Here is a 16,492-nt window from a genome sequence, read left to right as displayed (position 1 = left end):
GCGGCAGACGCTGCTGCCACGCCGCCCGCGCCCGTCGTGACGGAAGCGCCGCCCGACGGCGAAGTCGTCGCGCAGGTGCGCATGCCGCGCAAGGACGCGGCTTCGAAGGGGCAAGGCGGCCAGGGCGGCCGCCGCACGGGTGGCAAGCAGGCAGGCCAACCGGGCCAGCAAGGCCAGCAGGGCCAGCAAGGCCAGCAGGGCCAACGCCAGGGCAATCAAGGTAATCAGCGCAAGAACCGCAGCGCCGCCGGTGATGCAGCAGCGCCAGCAGTGGCTGCTGAAGGTGACAAGCAGGATGACCTGTTCGCCTGGGTGACGTCGCCCGCGTTCGATGCCGACAACTCCGCGACGGGCGGCGTGCGCGCACCGATGCTGCGCCGTGGCCGTCCCGCCGCACCCAAGCGCGTGCTGTCGCCGGACGACGACGCGCCCAAGCTGCACAAGGTGCTCGCCGAAGCGGGTATGGGCTCGCGCCGCGAGATGGAAGAGCTGATCGTTGCCGGCCGCGTGTCGGTGAACGGCGAGCCGGCGCACATCGGCCAGCGCATCATGCCGACCGATCTGGTGCGCATCAACGGCAAGCCCGTCAAGCGCAAGCTGCAGAACAAGCCGCCGCGCGTGCTGCTGTACCACAAACCGACGGGCGAAATCGTCAGCCACGCTGATCCCGAAGGCCGTCCGTCCGTATTCGACAAATTGCCGCCGATGAAGACGGCCAAGTGGCTCGCCGTCGGTCGTCTCGACTTCAATACGGAAGGTCTGCTGATGCTGACCACGTCGGGTGATCTGGCGAACCGTTTCATGCATCCGCGTTACAGCGTCGAGCGTGAATACGCGGTGCGCGTGGTCGGCGAGCTGGCTGAAGGCAACCGTCAGAAACTTCTGCATGGCGTTGAGCTGGAAGACGGCCCGGCGAATTTCCTGCGCATCCGCGATGGCGGCGGCGAAGGCACGAATCACTGGTACCACGTCGCGCTGGCCGAAGGGCGTAACCGCGAAGTGCGTCGTATGTTCGAAGCGGTCGGCCTGATGGTGAGCCGTCTGATCCGTACGCGTCACGGCCCGATCGCGCTGCCGCGCGGCCTGAAGCGCGGCCGCTGGGAAGAACTCGAGGACAATCAGGTGCGCAGCCTGATGGCGTCGGTGGGTCTGAAGGCGCCGACGGAAGAGAAGGGCGCTCGCCGCAGCGAGCCGGAGCGTCGTCAACCCGATCCGATGCAGACGTCGATGGGCTTTATCAACCGTGAGCCGGTGCTGATGTCGCACGGTCGTTTCGATCAGCAGCAGCCGCGTGGCGGCGGTCAGGGTCGACGCGGCGCGAAGGGCGGCACGAGCGCGTTCGGCGCGGTGAACTCGGGCCTCGGTGGCGGCTTTGGCAACACCAATGGCAATCGCGGCGGCGAAGGGCGTGGCCGTGGCGGCCGCGATGTCGACGGCAATCGCGCGGCGCCTTCAGGCAATCGCGCGGCGGCGGGCGGCAACGCGAAGCGCGGCGGTAACGGCGGTCGTTCGCCGAACGGTGCGCCGAATGGCAATCGTTCGGGCAACGGCAATCGCGCGGGCGGCAGTCCGAACGCCGGCGGAGGTAATCGCAGCGGCGGCGCGCAGCGCAACCGCTCACGCGGGCGCTGATCGCAAGTGGCGGCGTGAGCGGTATCGATCTGCTCTTCGCCGTCGCGCGATTCAAAGACCGGGGCGTTCGCGCCCCGGTTTGCGTTTCGAGAGTCGTGCGTGCTTCGCTCGCAATGGTTTGCCGCGCACGGAAGCAGTCCGCAAAATGCCCGAAAACGCCCGTTTTCGAGCCTTGATTGTGGCGAAATCACCCGCAAATGGGCGTGGACGGCGGCTCGGCGGTTTGCGTTCATCGCGAAAAATGGCTACAATCACGAAGTCACTGGGCGTGCGGTTTCATGTGCGGCTCAGGTGCGACCACCGGCAATAAGATGATGGGCGTTTCGCCCATTTTTTTTTGCCGCTCAGTTTTATGTGGATCGGCATCTCGGGTAGCACGAACGTGCGCCGGCTTGGCGCGCAGCTCGCGGGTGTTTCGCGAAGGCTAGCAGCGCGAACATCTTAGAGGGCAGCACTGTGCAACTGACGGAACTGATTGAAACCACGGTCGTGGGCCTCGGCTACGAGCTCGTCGATCTCGAGCGTACCGGGCGCGGCATGCTGTGCGTGTATATCGACCAGCCCGCCGGCATCGGGATCGAAGACTGCGAAAAAGTTACCCGTCAGCTCCAGCACGTACTGACGGTCGAAAACATCGATTACGAGCGGCTCGAAGTATCGTCGCCGGGTCTCGACCGACCGCTGAAGAAACTGGCGGACTTCGAACGCTTCGCGGGCAGCGAGGCGGTCATCACATTGAAAAAGCCATTGGACGGACGGAAATCGTACCGGGGCATCGTGCATGCTCCCGAGGGCGAAACGATCGGTCTGGAATTTGAAGGGAAGGAAGGCGCCGCGATGCTGGATTTCACGCTCGCGGATATCGACAAGGCACGCCTCGTTCCGAAAGTTGACTTTAGGAGCCGCAAACAATGAGTCGCGAAGTGTTGATGCTGGTGGATGCGCTGGCACGCGAAAAAAATGTCGACAAGGACGTGGTTTTTGCCGCGCTCGAGGCAGCGCTCGCGTCTGCATCCAAGAAACTCTTCGACGAAGACGCGGACATCCGCGTCCATATCGACCGTGAAAGCGGCGAGCACGAAACCTTCCGTCGCTGGAAAGTCGTGCCGGACGAGGCAGGCTTGCAGGAACCGGATCAGGAAATCCTGCTGTTCGAAGCACGCGAGCAGAAAGCCGACGCCCAGATCGACGACTTCCTGGAAGAACCCGTTCCGTCCATCGAATTCGGCCGTATCGGCGCGCAGGCTGCCAAGCAGGTGATCCTGCAGAAGGTGCGCGACGCGGAACGCGAGCAGATCCTGAACGACTTCCTCGAGCGCGGCGAGAACATCATGACGGGTACCGTCAAGCGTCTCGACAAGGGCAACTTCATCGTCGAATCGGGCCGTGTCGAAGCGCTGCTGCGCCGCGACCAGCTGATTCCGAAGGAAAACCTGCGCGTCGGCGATCGTGTGCGTGCGTATATCGGCAAGGTCGATCGCACTGCGCGTGGTCCGCAGATCGAGCTGTCGCGTACGGCGCCCGAGTTCCTGATGAAGCTGTTCGAAATGGAAGTGCCTGAAATCGAACAGGGCCTGCTGGAAATCAAGGCGGCGGCGCGTGATCCCGGCGTTCGCGCGAAGATCGGCGTGATCGCTTACGACAAGCGCATCGACCCGATCGGCACCTGCGTCGGCATTCGCGGTTCGCGCGTGCAGGCTGTGCGTAACGAGCTCGGTGGCGAAAACGTCGACATCGTGCTATGGTCGGAAGATCCCGCCCAGTTTGTGATCGGCGCGCTCGCGCCGGCTGCCGTCCAGTCGATCGTCGTCGATGAAGAAAAGCATTCGATGGACGTCGTTGTCGACGAAAACGAACTGGCGGTCGCTATCGGCCGCAGCGGCCAGAACGTGCGTCTTGCCAGCGAACTGACCGGCTGGCAGATCAACATCATGACGCCGGACGAGTCTGCGCAAAAGCAGAACCAGGAACGTAGCGTACTGCGCGACCTGTTCATGGCGCGTCTCGATGTCGACGAAGAAGTTGCCGACATCCTGATCGACGAAGGTTTCACGAGTCTCGAAGAGATCGCCTACGTGCCGCTCAACGAGATGCTGGAAATCGAAGCATTCGACGAAGACACGGTTCACGAACTGCGCAACCGCGCGCGTGACGCACTGCTGACGATGGCGATTGCAAACGAGGAGAAGGTCGAGGGCGTTGCGCTCGACCTGAAGAGCCTCGACGGTATGGACGACGAGTTGTTCGCGAAGCTGGCTGAACATCAGATCCATACGCGCGACGAGCTGGCAGAACTGGCCGTCGACGAGCTGGTCGAGATGACCGGCATGAACGAAGACGCCGCCAAGGCGTTGATTATGAAGGCCCGTGAACACTGGTTTCAATGAGATCCAAGACCATGAACCACTGACCTGATCGCGGCCGTAAGGCTGCATGACCCGATGCTAACCGCAAGGAACTGGTCCTTGCATTAAGAGGAATGAATGGCGAGTAACAACGTAGCCCAATTTGCCGCGGAACTTAAGATGCCTGCCGGCGTGCTGCTCGAGCAGCTGCACGCGGCAGGTGTTCAGAAAGCGAGTGAGGACGATGCCTTGTCCGAGACGGACAAGGCACGTCTGCTTGACCACTTGCGCAAGTCACACGGCTCGAACGATGCCGACAAGCGCAAGATCACGCTGACCAAGCGGCATACGTCGGAGATCAAGCAGTCCGACGCGACGGGTAAAGCTCGCACCATTCAGGTCGAGGTGCGCAAGAAGCGTACGTTCGTCCGCCGCGACGAAGCCGTCGAGCAAGGCGCGGAAGCATCGAACAATGTGGTCGCAGCGGAAGATCTCGAACTTCAGCGTCGCGAGGAAGAAGCGCGCCATGAAGCTGAGCTGCTCGAGAAGCAGGCGTTGGAGCTGAAGGAGCGTCAGGAACGACTCGCCGCCGAAGAGGCTGAGCGTCAGGCACGCGAACAGGCAGCCGAGGCCGAGCGTCGCCGCGCCGAAGAGGAAGCGGCACATAAGCGCGCAGCGGCAGTGGCTGAAGCAGCAGCTCGTGAGCAGGCCCAGCAGGAACGCGCCTCGCAGGACGAAGAAAAGGCGGCAGCAGAACGCGCTGCGCAACGTGAAGCGGCGAAGAAGGCTGAAGACGCTGCACGCGAGCAGGCCGAAAAGGCGCGCCTCGAACAGGAAGAAATCGCGAAGCGCCGCGCCAAGGCAGAAGCCGAAGCACGTGCAATCCGCGAAATGATGAACACGCCGCGCAAGGCACAGGTCAAGGCGCCGGAACCGGCACCGAAGCCGGCCGAAGCGCCGAAGCCCGCGGAAGCGAAGGGCACGCTGCACAAGCCGGCGCGTCCGGCTGGCGAAACGTCGGCGCGTCCGGCTGCGAAGAAGCCTGCGCCCGCAGCAGCGGCGCAACCGGCAGCGGCTGCGCAGCCGGCAGGTCCTGGCGGCGACAAGAAGAAGGCTGGCGGCAAGGGCGGCTGGCAGGACGACGCAGCGAAGCGCCGCGGCATCAAGACGCGCGGTGACTCGAGCGGCGGCGTCGATCGCGGCTGGCGCGGCGGTCCGAAGGGCCGGGGCAAGCATCAGGAAGCCACGAGCTTCCAGGCACCGACCGAACCGATCGTGCGTGAAGTGCACGTGCCGGAAACCATCACGGTGGCCGATCTCGCGCACAAGATGGCCGTGAAGGCTTCGGAAGTCATCAAGGTGATGATGAAGCTCGGCCAGATGGTCACGATCAACCAGATGCTGGACCAGGAAACGGCGATGATCGTCGTTGAGGAACTGGGCCATCACGCGGTCGCGGCGAAGCTGGACGATCCGGAAGCGATGCTGGTCGAAGGCGAAGTCTCCGACGCGCCGCTGCTGCCGCGTCCGCCTGTCGTCACGGTCATGGGGCACGTCGACCACGGCAAGACCTCGCTGCTGGACTACATCCGTCGCGCGAAGGTTGCGGCGGGCGAAGCGGGTGGCATTACGCAGCACATCGGCGCGTATCACGTCGAAACGCCGCGCGGCGTCATCACGTTCCTCGATACCCCGGGTCACGAAGCGTTCACGGCAATGCGTGCGCGTGGTGCAAAGGCAACCGACATCGTGATTCTGGTGGTCGCAGCGGACGACGGCGTGATGCCGCAGACGAAGGAAGCGATCTCGCACGCGAAGGCTGGCGGCGTGCCGCTCGTCGTCGCGATCAACAAGATCGACAAGCCGGACGCCAATCCGGATCGCGTGAAGCAGGAACTGGTCGCGGAAGGCGTCGTGCCGGAAGAATACGGTGGCGATTCGCCGTTCGTGTCGGTGTCGGCGAAGACGGGCGCGGGTATCGACGATCTGCTCGAAAACGTGCTGCTGCAGGCAGAAGTGCTGGAACTGAAGGCACCGGTCGAAGCGCCGGCCAAGGGCCTCGTGATCGAAGCGAAGCTCGACAAGGGTAAGGGTCCGGTGGCAACGATCCTCGTCCAGTCGGGTACGCTGAACCGCGGCGACGTCGTGCTGGCAGGCAGCGCCTATGGCCGCGTGCGTGCAATGCTCGACGAAACGGGCAAGCCGACCAAGTCGGCAGGTCCGTCGATCCCGGTCGAAATCCAGGGTCTGTCGGAAGTGCCGGCGGCGGGCGAAGAAGTCATCGTCATGCCGGACGACCGCAAGGCACGTGAAGTCGCACTGTTCCGTCAAGGCAAGTTCCGCGACGTGAAGCTGGCCAAGCAGCAGGCCGCGAAGCTCGAAAACATGCTCGAGCAGATGGGCGAAGGCGAAGTGCAGTACCTGCCGCTTATCGTCAAGGCCGACGTGCAGGGCTCGCAGGAAGCGCTGGTCCAGTCGCTGCTCAAGCTGTCGAACGACGAAGTGCGCGTGCAGATCGTGCACAGCGCGGTCGGTGGCATCAGCGAGTCGGACGTCAACCTGGCGACGGCATCGAAGGCGGTCATCATCGGCTTCAACACGCGTGCGGATGCGCAGGCGCGTAAGCTGGCGGAGACCAACGGTATCGACATCCGTTACTACAACATCATCTATGACGCAGTGGATGAGGTGAAGGCGGCGATGTCGGGCATGCTGGCGCCGGAAAAGCGCGAAGTTGTCACGGGCATGGTCGAAGTCCGTCAGGTCTTCAAGGTGCCGAAGGTCGGCACGGTCGCGGGCTGTATGGTCACGGACGGTGTGGTCAAGCGTTCGTCGTCGGTGCGCGTGCTGCGCAACAACGTCGTCATCCACACGGGCGAGCTCGACTCGCTCAAGCGCTTCAAGGACGACGTCAAGGAAGTCCGTCAGGGCTTCGAGTGCGGTATGTCGGTGAAGAACTTCAACGACGTTCAGGAAGGCGATCAGTTCGAAGTCTTCGAAGTCACGGAAGTCGCGCGTACGCTGTAATTCCAGCGGCATGCGCATGAGGGGCGGGGCAGGGCGCTGAAGCCCGGTCCCGCCCCTTTGTTTTTTGCATCGATTGTTTGTGGTGTTTGCGTTGGAGTCCGTGGCTCGCTGCCACCGAATGCGCGAACACTTTGCCTATTCGGTAGTTTGGATCACGGATTCACCATGCCTAAGAAACGTACTTCTCCCAATCGCAATGTGCAGATCGCCGATCAGATTCAGCGCGATCTGTCTGAACTGATTCGCGAGGTGAAAGACCCGCGTATCGGAATCGTCACGTTCCAGAGCGTCGAATTGACGCCGGACTATGCGCACGCGAAGGTTTACTTCACGACGCTGACGGGCGATCCGCATCAGACGCAGGACGCGCTCAATCACGCAGCCGGTCATCTGCACAATCTGCTGTTCAAGCGTCTGCATATTCACACCGTGCCGACGCTGCATTTCCACTATGACAAGACGATCGAGCGCGCGGTTGAGATGTCGCGCCTGATCGACGAGGCGAATGCCAATCGCGCGAAAGACGACTGATCGCAGGTCGGGGCACTCGCAGATATGAATCAGAATCAACGTCTCAAGGTACCGCGTCGCGCGCTGGATGGTGTGTTGCTGCTCGACAAGCCGGTAGGTCTGTCGAGTAACGACGCGCTGATCCGCGCGAAGCGTCTGTATCTTGCAAAAAAGGCGGGCCACACGGGCACGCTCGATCCGCTCGCATCCGGGCTGCTGCCGCTTTGCTTCGGTGAAGCGACGAAGTTTTCGCAGGATCTGCTCGAAGCGGACAAGACTTACGAAGCAACGATGCGCTTGGGTATCCGCACGACAACGGGCGATGCCGAAGGCGAAGCGATCCAGACGCGCGATGTGACGTGCGATCAGGCTGCCGTCGAGCAGGCGCTTGCGCAGTTTCGAGGCTACATTGTCCAGGTGCCACCGATGTATTCGGCGCTCAAGCGCGACGGCAAGCCGCTGTACGAGTATGCCCGTGCAGGTCAGACGGTCGAGCGCGAAGGGCGGCAGGTCACGATTCATGCGCTTGAGTTGCTCGCTTGCGCGTTGCCGGATGTGACGTTTCGCGTGACATGCAGTAAGGGTACGTATGTGCGTACGCTCGCTGAGGATATCGGTGAGGCGCTCGGGTGTGGTGCGCATCTCGTGATGCTGCGGCGCACGGGGGTTGGTGCGTTGACGCTCGAAAACTCTGTCACGCTCGATGCGTTGTCTGATGCGGCTGACGCCCAGCGTGATGGCTGGCTGCAACCGGTTGATGCGTTGTTGTCGACGTTTCCGTCTGTTCAGCTCGATGACGAAGCGGCTCGCCGGTTTATGCACGGCCAGCGGTTGCGGTTGGCTGATCTTTCTCTTCTGGAAGATGTTTTGCTGGCTTCGCGGGCGCGGATTTATGACGCTGCAGGGAAGTTGCTTGGTGTCGCGAGGGTTGGAGAGGGGGTGCTTGCGCCGGAGCGGTTGATAGTGGGTTAGTGGTGCGGGTTGTCTAGCGACGCTTGGTTTGGTTTTTTTGGGCGTGTCGCTGGCATCCGCGTTTTGTTATTGGTTCTGCAGGCGTTGCCCCTGTGCGGGGCGGCACCTACTTTTCTTTGCCGCGGCAAAGAAAAGTAGGCAAAAGAAAGCCGCTGAACACCGCCAATTCTTGTTCCCGCCTGAGGGCCCCCAACGGGTCCTCTCCTTCATGCGGCGTCGCTCTTCTCGACGCCCGCTGCCAACGCTTCGAATCGGCTCATCACCCGCTTCACACTCCCGCGTCGCCACATGCGCGATCAAATCTCCCACGTTCTATAGCGGCAAACTGTGTGTAGGCTCGCGCGGCTTATGCGCTCCACTCCGGACTGAAAACCACGGTCGGTGTTGTAAGAGCGCTGAGGTGTGAAGCACTACGACCTACACACAGTTTGCCACCTGGGCGGCATAAACCATTCGCTGCCGCTGGCTGCGCTACGGGTGAGTGAAGTGGGGGAGGCGTTTAGCCAAAGCGTTGGCAACGGGCCGTGACTGAGAAGTTGCCGTGTGAAGTGTAAGAACCGTTGGGGGCCCTCAGGCGAGAACAAGGGCTGGCGGTGTTAGCCCGCTTTCTTTGCTTACTTTCTTTGCGGCGGCAAAGAAAGTAAGTGCCGCCCCGCACAGGGGCAACCCAGGCGGACCAATAACATCACGCGGATGCCAACGAACGCACAAGCAAACCGTACGAAGGGTTGCAAGCCAAACCAAAAAGCTGACGCTGCCCCGCACAGGGGCAACGCATGAAGAACCGACAACACCAGGCAGATACCAGCGAGAAGCCAAAAACACCCCCCGCCAGCGGCATAAAAAAAACTCAGTGCGCAGCAGAAGCAGCCGCCGCCGAATCCCCACCACCCGCACGCTCCGGCCGCGTAATCCATATCAACGCAATCAGCGCGACAAAAATCCCGGCCGAAACATAAAAAAGATCATTCACCCCAAGCTGTGCCGCCTGCTGCGTCGCCATCGAATTAATAAGCCCATAGGCCTGCGAATGATCCAACCCGACGCCACCCATCTGCGTAACCGACTGATGAAACACCGGGTTATAGGCGTTAGCGTTCTCGGCCAACTGCGCATGATGCAGGATCGAACGATGATCCCACGCAGTCTCGAAGATCGACGTCCCAATCCCGCCGCACATGATCCGAACGAAGTTCGACAAGCCAGACGCCGCAGGAATCCGGTTCCCCGGCAACCCCGACAACGTAATCGACACGAGCGGAATAAAGAACCCAGCCATGCCGATACCCTGAATCAGCGTCGGCAGCATCAGCGAATACGTATCGACGCCGGTCGTATAGCGCGAGCGCATCCAGAACACCAGCGCGAACACGAGAAACGACGCCGTCGAGATATAACGCGGATCGGTGCGCGGCAAGATCTTGCCCGTGATCGGCGACAAGATGATTGCGAACACGCCGACAGGCGCCAGCACAAGACCTGCATCCGTCGCCGTATAGCCGATGTCGGTTTGCAGCCACAGCGGCAGCAGCACGAGATTACCGAAGTACAGGCCGTAACCAACCGCGAGCGCCACCGTGCCGCCCGTGAAATTGCGCAGCTTGAACAACGACAGATCGACAACAGGATGCTTGTCCGTCAGTTCCCACACGATGAAAAACGCCAGGGCAATCACGGCCGTGAGACCGAGCACCACGATCGTCGTCGACGAAAACCAGTCGAGATCCTTGCCCTTGTCGAGCATCACCTGCAACGAACCGACCCACGTGATCAGCAGCACGAGACCGACGATATCGATCGGCGCTTTCTTGATGACGGAATCGCGGTTGCGGAAAATTGCCCACGTCGCGAGCGCAGCGACGATCCCGACCGGGATGTTGACGTAGAAAATCCACGGCCATGAGATGTTGTCTGAGATCCAGCCGCCCAGAATCGGACCGGCGACAGGCGCGATCAGCGTCGTCATCGCCCACATCGATAACGCCATCGGCGCCTTCGCGCGCGGATAACTCGCAAGCAACAGCGTTTGCGACAGCGGAATCATCGGACCGGCCACCGTGCCTTGCAGCACGCGCGACGCGAGCAGGAACGGCAGGTTCGGCGACAGCCCGCACATCCACGACGAAATCACGAACAGAATGATCGACGCCATGAAGAGACGCACCTGGCCGATGCGGTCAGTGAGCCAGCCGGTGAGCGGCACGGAGATCGCGTTGGCGACCGCGAACGACGTGATCACCCACGTGCCCTGATCGGACGATACGCCGAGGTCGCCCGAGATCGACGGGATCGACACGTTCGCGATCGACGTGTCGAGCACGTTCATGAACACGGCGAGCGACACCGCAATGGTGCCGATCACCAGTTGCGCGCCCTCGAGCGGCGGGTGAGGGACTTGCGCCTGAGACTGAGCCATCTATTGTTAGAACCTTGTGTGATGCAGATGCGTGATTACATCAGCTTGGCCGCGGTCTTCGAACCGGTTGCCGCTTTCTGCGGCTGACCTGCATTCGGGCCGGCGTTCTCAGCGATGATGCGGGCGATTTCCGCGTCGGCCTCGTCGCCATACTTGTCGAACACGTTGGTCTGGTAGACCGTGTTGACGGCGCTGCCGAGCTCGCCGCCCGTGTCGTCCTTGATGCTCACGTCGACCTGCATCGACAGGCCGATACGCAGCGGATGCTTTTCCAGTTGCTGCGGATCGAGCGCGATACGCACGGGCAGACGCTGCACGACCTTGATCCAGTTACCCGTCGCGTTTTGCGCGGGCAGCAGCGAGAACGCCGAACCCGTGCCCGCCGAGAAACCGACCACCTTGCCCTGATACTTGACGGACGAACCGTAGACGTCCGCCGTCAGTTCGACGGGCTGGCCGATACGCATGTGCTTCAGTTGCACTTCCTTGAAGTTCGCGTCGACCCACACGGCGTTCAGCGGCACGATCGCCATCAGCGGATTGCCAGGCGCGACGCGCTGGCCGACCTGCACCGAACGCTTCGCGACATAGCCCGTGACAGGCGCGGGGAGCGTGTTGCGCGCGTTGTTCAGATACGCGTCGCGAACCTTCGCGGCCGCGGCCTGCACATTCGGATGGCTCGCGATCGTCGTATTCGCGGTCAGCGCGCGATTCGATGCGAGCTGTTGCTGGGCGGCGTCGACGGCGGCTTGCGCGCTCTTGACGGCATCGCGTGCATGCGAGATTTCTTCCTGCGACACGGCACCCGTCTGCGCGACCTGCATGCGGCGCTTCAAGTCATCCTGCGCGCGCGACAGATCGGCTTGACGCACGGCGACTTGCGCCTGGTACTGGCTGTCGTCGGCGTAGAGGCCGCGCACCTGACGCACGACCTGGCCGAGATTCGCTTCGGCCGATTGCAGCGCGATGCGCGAATCGGCCGGATCGAGCAGCACGAGCGGATCGCCGATCTTCACGGTCTGCGTATCGTCCGCGTTCACGGCGACGACGGTGCCCGTCACTTGCGGCGTGATCTGCACGACGTTGCCGTTCACGTAGGCGTCGTCGGTCTCTTCGTGGAAGCGCGCAACGAGGAAGTAGTAGAGGCCGTACGCAATCGCGGCAATCAGGATCACGATGACGAGCAGCGTCATCATGCGCTTGCGTTTGCCGTTGCTGGCCGGCTGCGCGTTCGCGGGTTGTTGGGGCGTGCTCATGGATATGCTCCGGATTCTGTCAGTCTGTATCGTTTATTCGGATCGCAATCGGGTGTGCGTGTGTTTGTGTGTGCTTGCGCCGGTCGGTGCGCTCAGTTCGCCGCATGCGCCGTCGAGGCCGACGATGCAGGCGCGTCCGTCGGCACGATGAGGCCCGTTTGCGTCGCGTCGAAACCACCGCCGAGCGCCTTGATCAGCGCAAACTGCAGATCGCGCCGGCGCATTTTCAGGTTCGTCACCGTCTGTTCGGCGGCGAGGCGGTTCTGGTCGGCCGTCAGCACCTGCAGTTGCGGCGAGAGTCCCGCCTTGTAGCGGATCACGGCAAGCTCGTACGCCTTGGTCGACGCGTCGAGCGCGCGTTGTGCGTCGCCCGCCTGTTTGTCGAGCGAGCGGATCGACGTGATCTGCGTGGCGACATCCGACAGCGCGCTGATCAGCGTCTGGTTGTAGTTCGCGACGTAGAGGTCGAAATCCGCGTAGCGGCCCTTCAACTGCGAGCGCAATGCGCCGGCGTCGAAGATCGGCAGGTGAATGGCCGGGCCGAACTGGATCTGGCGGCTCGACGAGGTCAAAAACTTGCCCCAACCGAACGCATCGAAGCCAAAGCCGGCCGCGAGATTCACGTCCGGGAAGAATTCGGCCTTCGCTTCCTTCACGTCGTGCATCGCGGCTTCGACCTGCCAGCGCGCGGCGACGATGTCCGGGCGACGGGAAATGAGATCGGCGGGCACGTTGTCGGGCAGCGCAACCGCGCCGCCCGGATTGAACACCGGTTTGGCGATCTGCAGGCCACGGTCCGGCCCTTTGCCGAGCAGCGCGCCGAGCTGGTAGCGGGTGGTCGAGATCTGGCCGTCGAGCTCCGTCAGGTTCGACTGGCTCGTCGCAATGTTGCCATTGGACGTCTGACGCTCGACGTTCGTGTCGAGACCGGCTCGCACACGGTCGTTCGTGATCGTGCCAACCGTCTGACGGTTCTTGATCTCGCGATCGGCGATATCGCGCAGCGCGTAGAGCTGCGCGAGCGTGTTGTACGTGCGCGCCACCGACGCCGCGAGCGTCACGCGCGCCTGCTGCATGTCTGCTTCGGCAGCTTTTTCCTGCGACACGGCCTGGCCGAGCCGTTGACGGTTCTTACCCCACAGGTCGAGATCCCAGGAAGCGCTGGCGAGCACGTTGTTCTCGCTGTACCACGTCCCACCATACGGCGGCGGGAACAGGGCGTTGGCGGAATACAGCTCGCGCGTCCACGAATAGCTGCCTTCGACCTTCGGATACAGCGCCGACTTCGACGTTTCGATATAGGACGAGGCCTTCGCAATGCGCGCCTGCGCCTGCGCGATGGACGGGCTGCCTTCGAGCGCCTCCGCAATCAGCTTCGGCAGTTGCGGATCGCCGAACTGGCTGGCCCAGTCGAGCGTCGGCCACTGGCCCCCTTGGGCGGGCAGGCTTTGCGACGCTTCGAACTGCGAGACCTGCGCAATCTGCTTGTCGTCCTTCAGATCGAAGTAGTTCGCACAGCCAGCGAGGGTGAACGCCGCCACGGCCGCGACGACAGCCGCCCGGCGCGATGAAACCTGCGCGGGCCTGGAAATGAATTTCATCGCTCGACTCTTTGCGTGTAATGACATTTTTCTATGATGGACGATGCAACTAATTTCTTACGATTTACTATCGGTATTGCTTGCCGAGTCACGGGTTTCGCCCATCGCTTCGCAGCTATTAGCGAGCACGCGCCTCAGAAGACTCTTGAGGAATCCCGTTTCCTCAGGAGAAAAACCAGATAGAAGTTTGTCGGTCACGCTGGTGAAAACGGCCGGCATACGCGCCGCGATGGCGTGACCTTCGTCCGTCAGCGCGAGCCGCACGGCACGCCGGTCTTCGGCGCTGCGCACCCGCGTGAGCAGGCCGCGCTTCTCCAGACGATCGATCAGACGCGTGACGGCGCTCGCGTCGATGCCGTACTCCCGCGCCAGTTCGGCCGCGAGCAGGCATTTGCCGCTGGCGACCATGAACAGCACGCTGGCCTGCTGGCTGGTAATGCCGAGCTCGGCCATGGTTCGTTGCGTCACGAGGTTCGACATGGTCGACTTCACGCGCGAAATCAGATAGCCGACGCTTTCGCCTAATTGGTATTCGGCGACTTCAGGCGCGGGCGTGCGAGACGGTTCGGACATGATTCTCGTGCGAATGCAATGGTTGACTATGCACGATTGTAGAGACGATTAATTGACGCGGCAAGCGTTATTACGGCTTAGGCAAATATCTATCTTGCACGGTAAGAAAGTACCGATCGGGCCGGCTGGAGGGTGCAGGAAGAGGGCGCGAGCGTCGTTTTATCGAGACGCCGACGCGCGCCATCAGGGAATACCAGAAAAGCGTCACCGGTCCGTGCTATACTTATTGGTTCCCAAAAGTGCGCTTTGGGCTTGGCGAAGGTAGCTGGGCAGGTGGCGCACTCCACATGTATCCCAGCGTCTCCAGGTTCCTATGTCCCGCGCTCTCCGCAACATCGCCATCATTGCTCACGTCGACCACGGCAAGACCACGCTCGTCGACCAGCTGCTCCGCCAGTCCGGCACCTTCCGCGAAAACCAGCAGATTGCTGAGCGCGTGATGGACTCGAACGACATCGAAAAAGAGCGTGGCATCACGATTCTCGCCAAGAACTGCGCCGTGCAGTACGAAGGCACGCACATCAACATCGTCGACACCCCGGGCCACGCCGACTTCGGCGGTGAAGTGGAGCGCGTGCTGTCGATGGTCGACTCCGTGCTGCTGCTGGTCGACGCGGTCGAAGGCCCGATGCCGCAAACCCGCTTCGTGACGAAGAAGGCGCTCGCGCTGGGTCTGAAGCCGATCGTCGTGATCAACAAGATTGACCGTCCGGGCGCGCGTATCGACTGGGTGATCAACCAGACGTTCGACCTGTTCGACAAGCTCGGCGCAACGGAAGACCAGCTCGATTTCCCGATCGTCTACGCGTCGGGCCTGAACGGTTACGCCGGTCTCGATCCGAGCGTGCGCGAAGGCGACATGCGTCCGCTGTTCGAAGCCATTCTGGAGCACGTGCCCGTGCGTCCGGCCGATCCGGACGGCCCGCTCCAGTTGCAGATCACGTCGCTCGACTATTCGACGTACGTTGGCCGTATCGGCGTGGGCCGTATCACGCGCGGTCGCATCAAGCCGGGTCAGCAAGTGGTCCTGCGTTTCGGCCCGGAAGGCGAAATCCTGAACCGCAAGATCAATCAGGTGCTGTCGTTCGAAGGTCTCGAGCGCGTGCAGGTTGCTGAAGCTGAAGCCGGCGACATCGTGCTGATCAACGGTATTGAAGAAGTTGGTATCGGCGCGACGATCTGCGCGCCGGAAGCGCCCGAAGCGCTGCCGATGATCACCGTCGACGAACCGACGCTGACGATGAACTTCCTCGTCAACTCGTCGCCGCTGGCTGGCAAGGAAGGCAAGTTCGTGACGAGCCGCCAGATCCGCGACCGTCTGATGAAGGAGCTGAACCACAACGTCGCGCTGCGCGTGAAAGATACCGGCGACGAAACCGTATTCGAAGTGTCGGGCCGCGGCGAACTGCACCTGACCATTCTCGTCGAGAACATGCGTCGCGAAGGCTACGAACTGGCCGTGTCGCGTCCGCGCGTGGTGCTGCATGAAGTCGACGGCGTGAAGCACGAGCCGTACGAACTGCTGACGGTCGACGTCGAAGACGGGCATCAGGGCGGCGTGATGGAAGAACTCGGCCGCCGTAAGGGTGAAATGCTCGACATGGCGTCGGACGGCCGTGGTCGTACGCGTCTCGAGTACCGTATTCCGGCGCGTGGCCTGATCGGCTTCCAGGGCGAGTTCATGACGCTCACGCGCGGCACGGGCCTGATGAGCCACGTGTTCGACGAATACCTGCCGCTCAAGGAAGGTTCGCTCGGCGAGCGCCGTAACGGCGTGCTGATCTCGCAGGACGACGGCGCCGCTGTCGCCTACGCACTGTGGAAGCTGCAGGATCGCGGTCGCATGTTCGTGAAGCCGGGCGACGCGCTGTACGAAGGCATGATCATCGGCATTCACAGCCGTGACAACGACCTCGTCGTGAACCCGATCAAGGGCAAGCAGCTGACCAACGTGCGCGCGTCGGGTACGGACGAAGCCGTGCGTCTCGTTCCGCCTGTCCAGATGTCGCTGGAATACGCCGTCGAATTCATCGACGACGACGAACTCGTTGAAGTCACGCCGCAAAGCATCCGTCTGCGCAAGCGTTTCCTGAAGGAGCACGAGCGCCGTCGCGCAAGCCGCGAAGCCGCCGTCGACTGATCGCGCGAAGTTTTGCGGAG

The 16,492-nt window shown here is 62.2% G+C and carries 11 protein-coding genes; 7 read left to right on the top strand and 4 right to left on the bottom strand.

Going from position 1 to position 16,492, the window contains the following annotated elements:
• From rluB to truB, 6 genes are all read left to right on the top strand, one after another.
• The coding region (rluB, locus tag G3O01_RS43785) for a 23S rRNA pseudouridine(2605) synthase RluB (RefSeq protein ID WP_205813721.1) at positions 1 to 1,632 on the top strand (1,632 nt) is incomplete at its 5' end.
• Positions 1,633 to 2,088: 456 nt separating this feature from the next.
• Positions 2,089 to 2,547, top strand: coding sequence for a ribosome maturation factor RimP (gene rimP / locus G3O01_RS43780; RefSeq protein ID WP_205813720.1), 459 nt, complete (start codon positions 2,089 to 2,091; stop codon positions 2,545 to 2,547).
• Entirely contained in the window at positions 2,544 to 4,019 is a 1,476-nt protein-coding gene (nusA, locus tag G3O01_RS43775; protein ID WP_205813719.1) for a transcription termination factor NusA, read from the top strand. Before rimP ends, nusA begins: the two co-directional genes overlap by 4 nt.
• Positions 4,020 to 4,115: 96 nt before the next feature.
• Positions 4,116 to 7,004 (top strand): translation initiation factor IF-2, encoded by a 2,889-nt coding sequence (gene infB / locus G3O01_RS43770; RefSeq protein WP_205813718.1) that lies wholly within the window; start codon positions 4,116 to 4,118, stop codon positions 7,002 to 7,004.
• Positions 7,005 to 7,169: 165 nt separating this feature from the next.
• Entirely contained in the window at positions 7,170 to 7,535 is a 366-nt protein-coding gene (rbfA, locus tag G3O01_RS43765; RefSeq protein ID WP_205813717.1) for a 30S ribosome-binding factor RbfA, read from the top strand.
• A 24-nt stretch (positions 7,536 to 7,559) separates the two neighbouring features.
• Entirely contained in the window at positions 7,560 to 8,486 is a 927-nt protein-coding gene (gene truB / locus G3O01_RS43760) for a tRNA pseudouridine(55) synthase TruB (protein ID WP_205813716.1), read from the top strand.
• 850 nt (positions 8,487 to 9,336) lie between these two features.
• Here truB and G3O01_RS43755 read toward each other — a convergent pair.
• The 4 genes from G3O01_RS43755 to G3O01_RS43740 form a co-directional block, all read right to left on the bottom strand.
• Positions 9,337 to 10,902 carry a DHA2 family efflux MFS transporter permease subunit gene (locus G3O01_RS43755; protein ID WP_205813715.1) on the bottom strand — a complete coding sequence of 522 codons (1,566 nt, stop codon included), beginning with the start codon at positions 10,900 to 10,902 and terminating at the stop codon, positions 9,337 to 9,339.
• Positions 10,903 to 10,937: 35 nt separating this feature from the next.
• Complete coding sequence (locus G3O01_RS43750) at positions 10,938 to 12,158, bottom strand: EmrA/EmrK family multidrug efflux transporter periplasmic adaptor subunit (RefSeq protein WP_205813714.1); 1,221 nt, start codon at positions 12,156 to 12,158, stop codon at positions 10,938 to 10,940.
• 92 nt (positions 12,159 to 12,250) lie between these two features.
• Positions 12,251 to 13,759 carry an efflux transporter outer membrane subunit gene (locus G3O01_RS43745; RefSeq protein WP_205813713.1) on the bottom strand — a complete coding sequence of 503 codons (1,509 nt, stop codon included), beginning with the start codon at positions 13,757 to 13,759 and terminating at the stop codon, positions 12,251 to 12,253.
• A gap of 57 nt (positions 13,760 to 13,816) precedes the next feature.
• Positions 13,817 to 14,332 carry a MarR family transcriptional regulator gene (locus G3O01_RS43740; protein WP_205813712.1) on the bottom strand — a complete coding sequence of 172 codons (516 nt, stop codon included), beginning with the start codon at positions 14,330 to 14,332 and terminating at the stop codon, positions 13,817 to 13,819.
• A 313-nt stretch (positions 14,333 to 14,645) separates the two neighbouring features.
• Here G3O01_RS43740 and typA point away from each other — a divergent pair, with 313 nt between their 5' ends.
• On the top strand, positions 14,646 to 16,472 hold the full coding sequence (typA, locus tag G3O01_RS43735; protein ID WP_205813711.1) for a translational GTPase TypA: 1,827 nt from the start codon (positions 14,646 to 14,648) through the stop codon (positions 16,470 to 16,472).
• Positions 16,473 to 16,492: the final 20 nt, after the last annotated feature.

Source organism: Burkholderia sp. Ac-20365 (genome assembly GCF_017104715.1).
GTDB lineage: Bacteria > Pseudomonadota > Gammaproteobacteria > Burkholderiales > Burkholderiaceae > Paraburkholderia.
Note: the sequence above shows the minus strand (reverse complement) of the source record. Positions and strands in the feature narration are given on the sequence as shown.

Coding starts and splice junctions, on each gene's coding strand:
- G3O01_RS43745 (WP_205813713.1), bottom strand. CDS start 13,759: ATGAAATTCATTTCCAGGCCCGCGCAGGTTTCATCGCGCCGGGCGGCT.
- rbfA (WP_205813717.1), top strand. CDS start 7,170: ATGCCTAAGAAACGTACTTCTCCCAATCGCAATGTGCAGATCGCCGAT.
- G3O01_RS43740 (WP_205813712.1), bottom strand. CDS start 14,332: ATGTCCGAACCGTCTCGCACGCCCGCGCCTGAAGTCGCCGAATACCAA.
- nusA (WP_205813719.1), top strand. CDS start 2,544: ATGAGTCGCGAAGTGTTGATGCTGGTGGATGCGCTGGCACGCGAAAAA.
- G3O01_RS43750 (WP_205813714.1), bottom strand. CDS start 12,158: ATGAGCACGCCCCAACAACCCGCGAACGCGCAGCCGGCCAGCAACGGC.
- G3O01_RS43755 (WP_205813715.1), bottom strand. CDS start 10,902: ATGGCTCAGTCTCAGGCGCAAGTCCCTCACCCGCCGCTCGAGGGCGCG.
- typA (WP_205813711.1), top strand. CDS start 14,646: ATGTCCCGCGCTCTCCGCAACATCGCCATCATTGCTCACGTCGACCAC.
- truB (WP_205813716.1), top strand. CDS start 7,560: ATGAATCAGAATCAACGTCTCAAGGTACCGCGTCGCGCGCTGGATGGT.
- infB (WP_205813718.1), top strand. CDS start 4,116: ATGGCGAGTAACAACGTAGCCCAATTTGCCGCGGAACTTAAGATGCCT.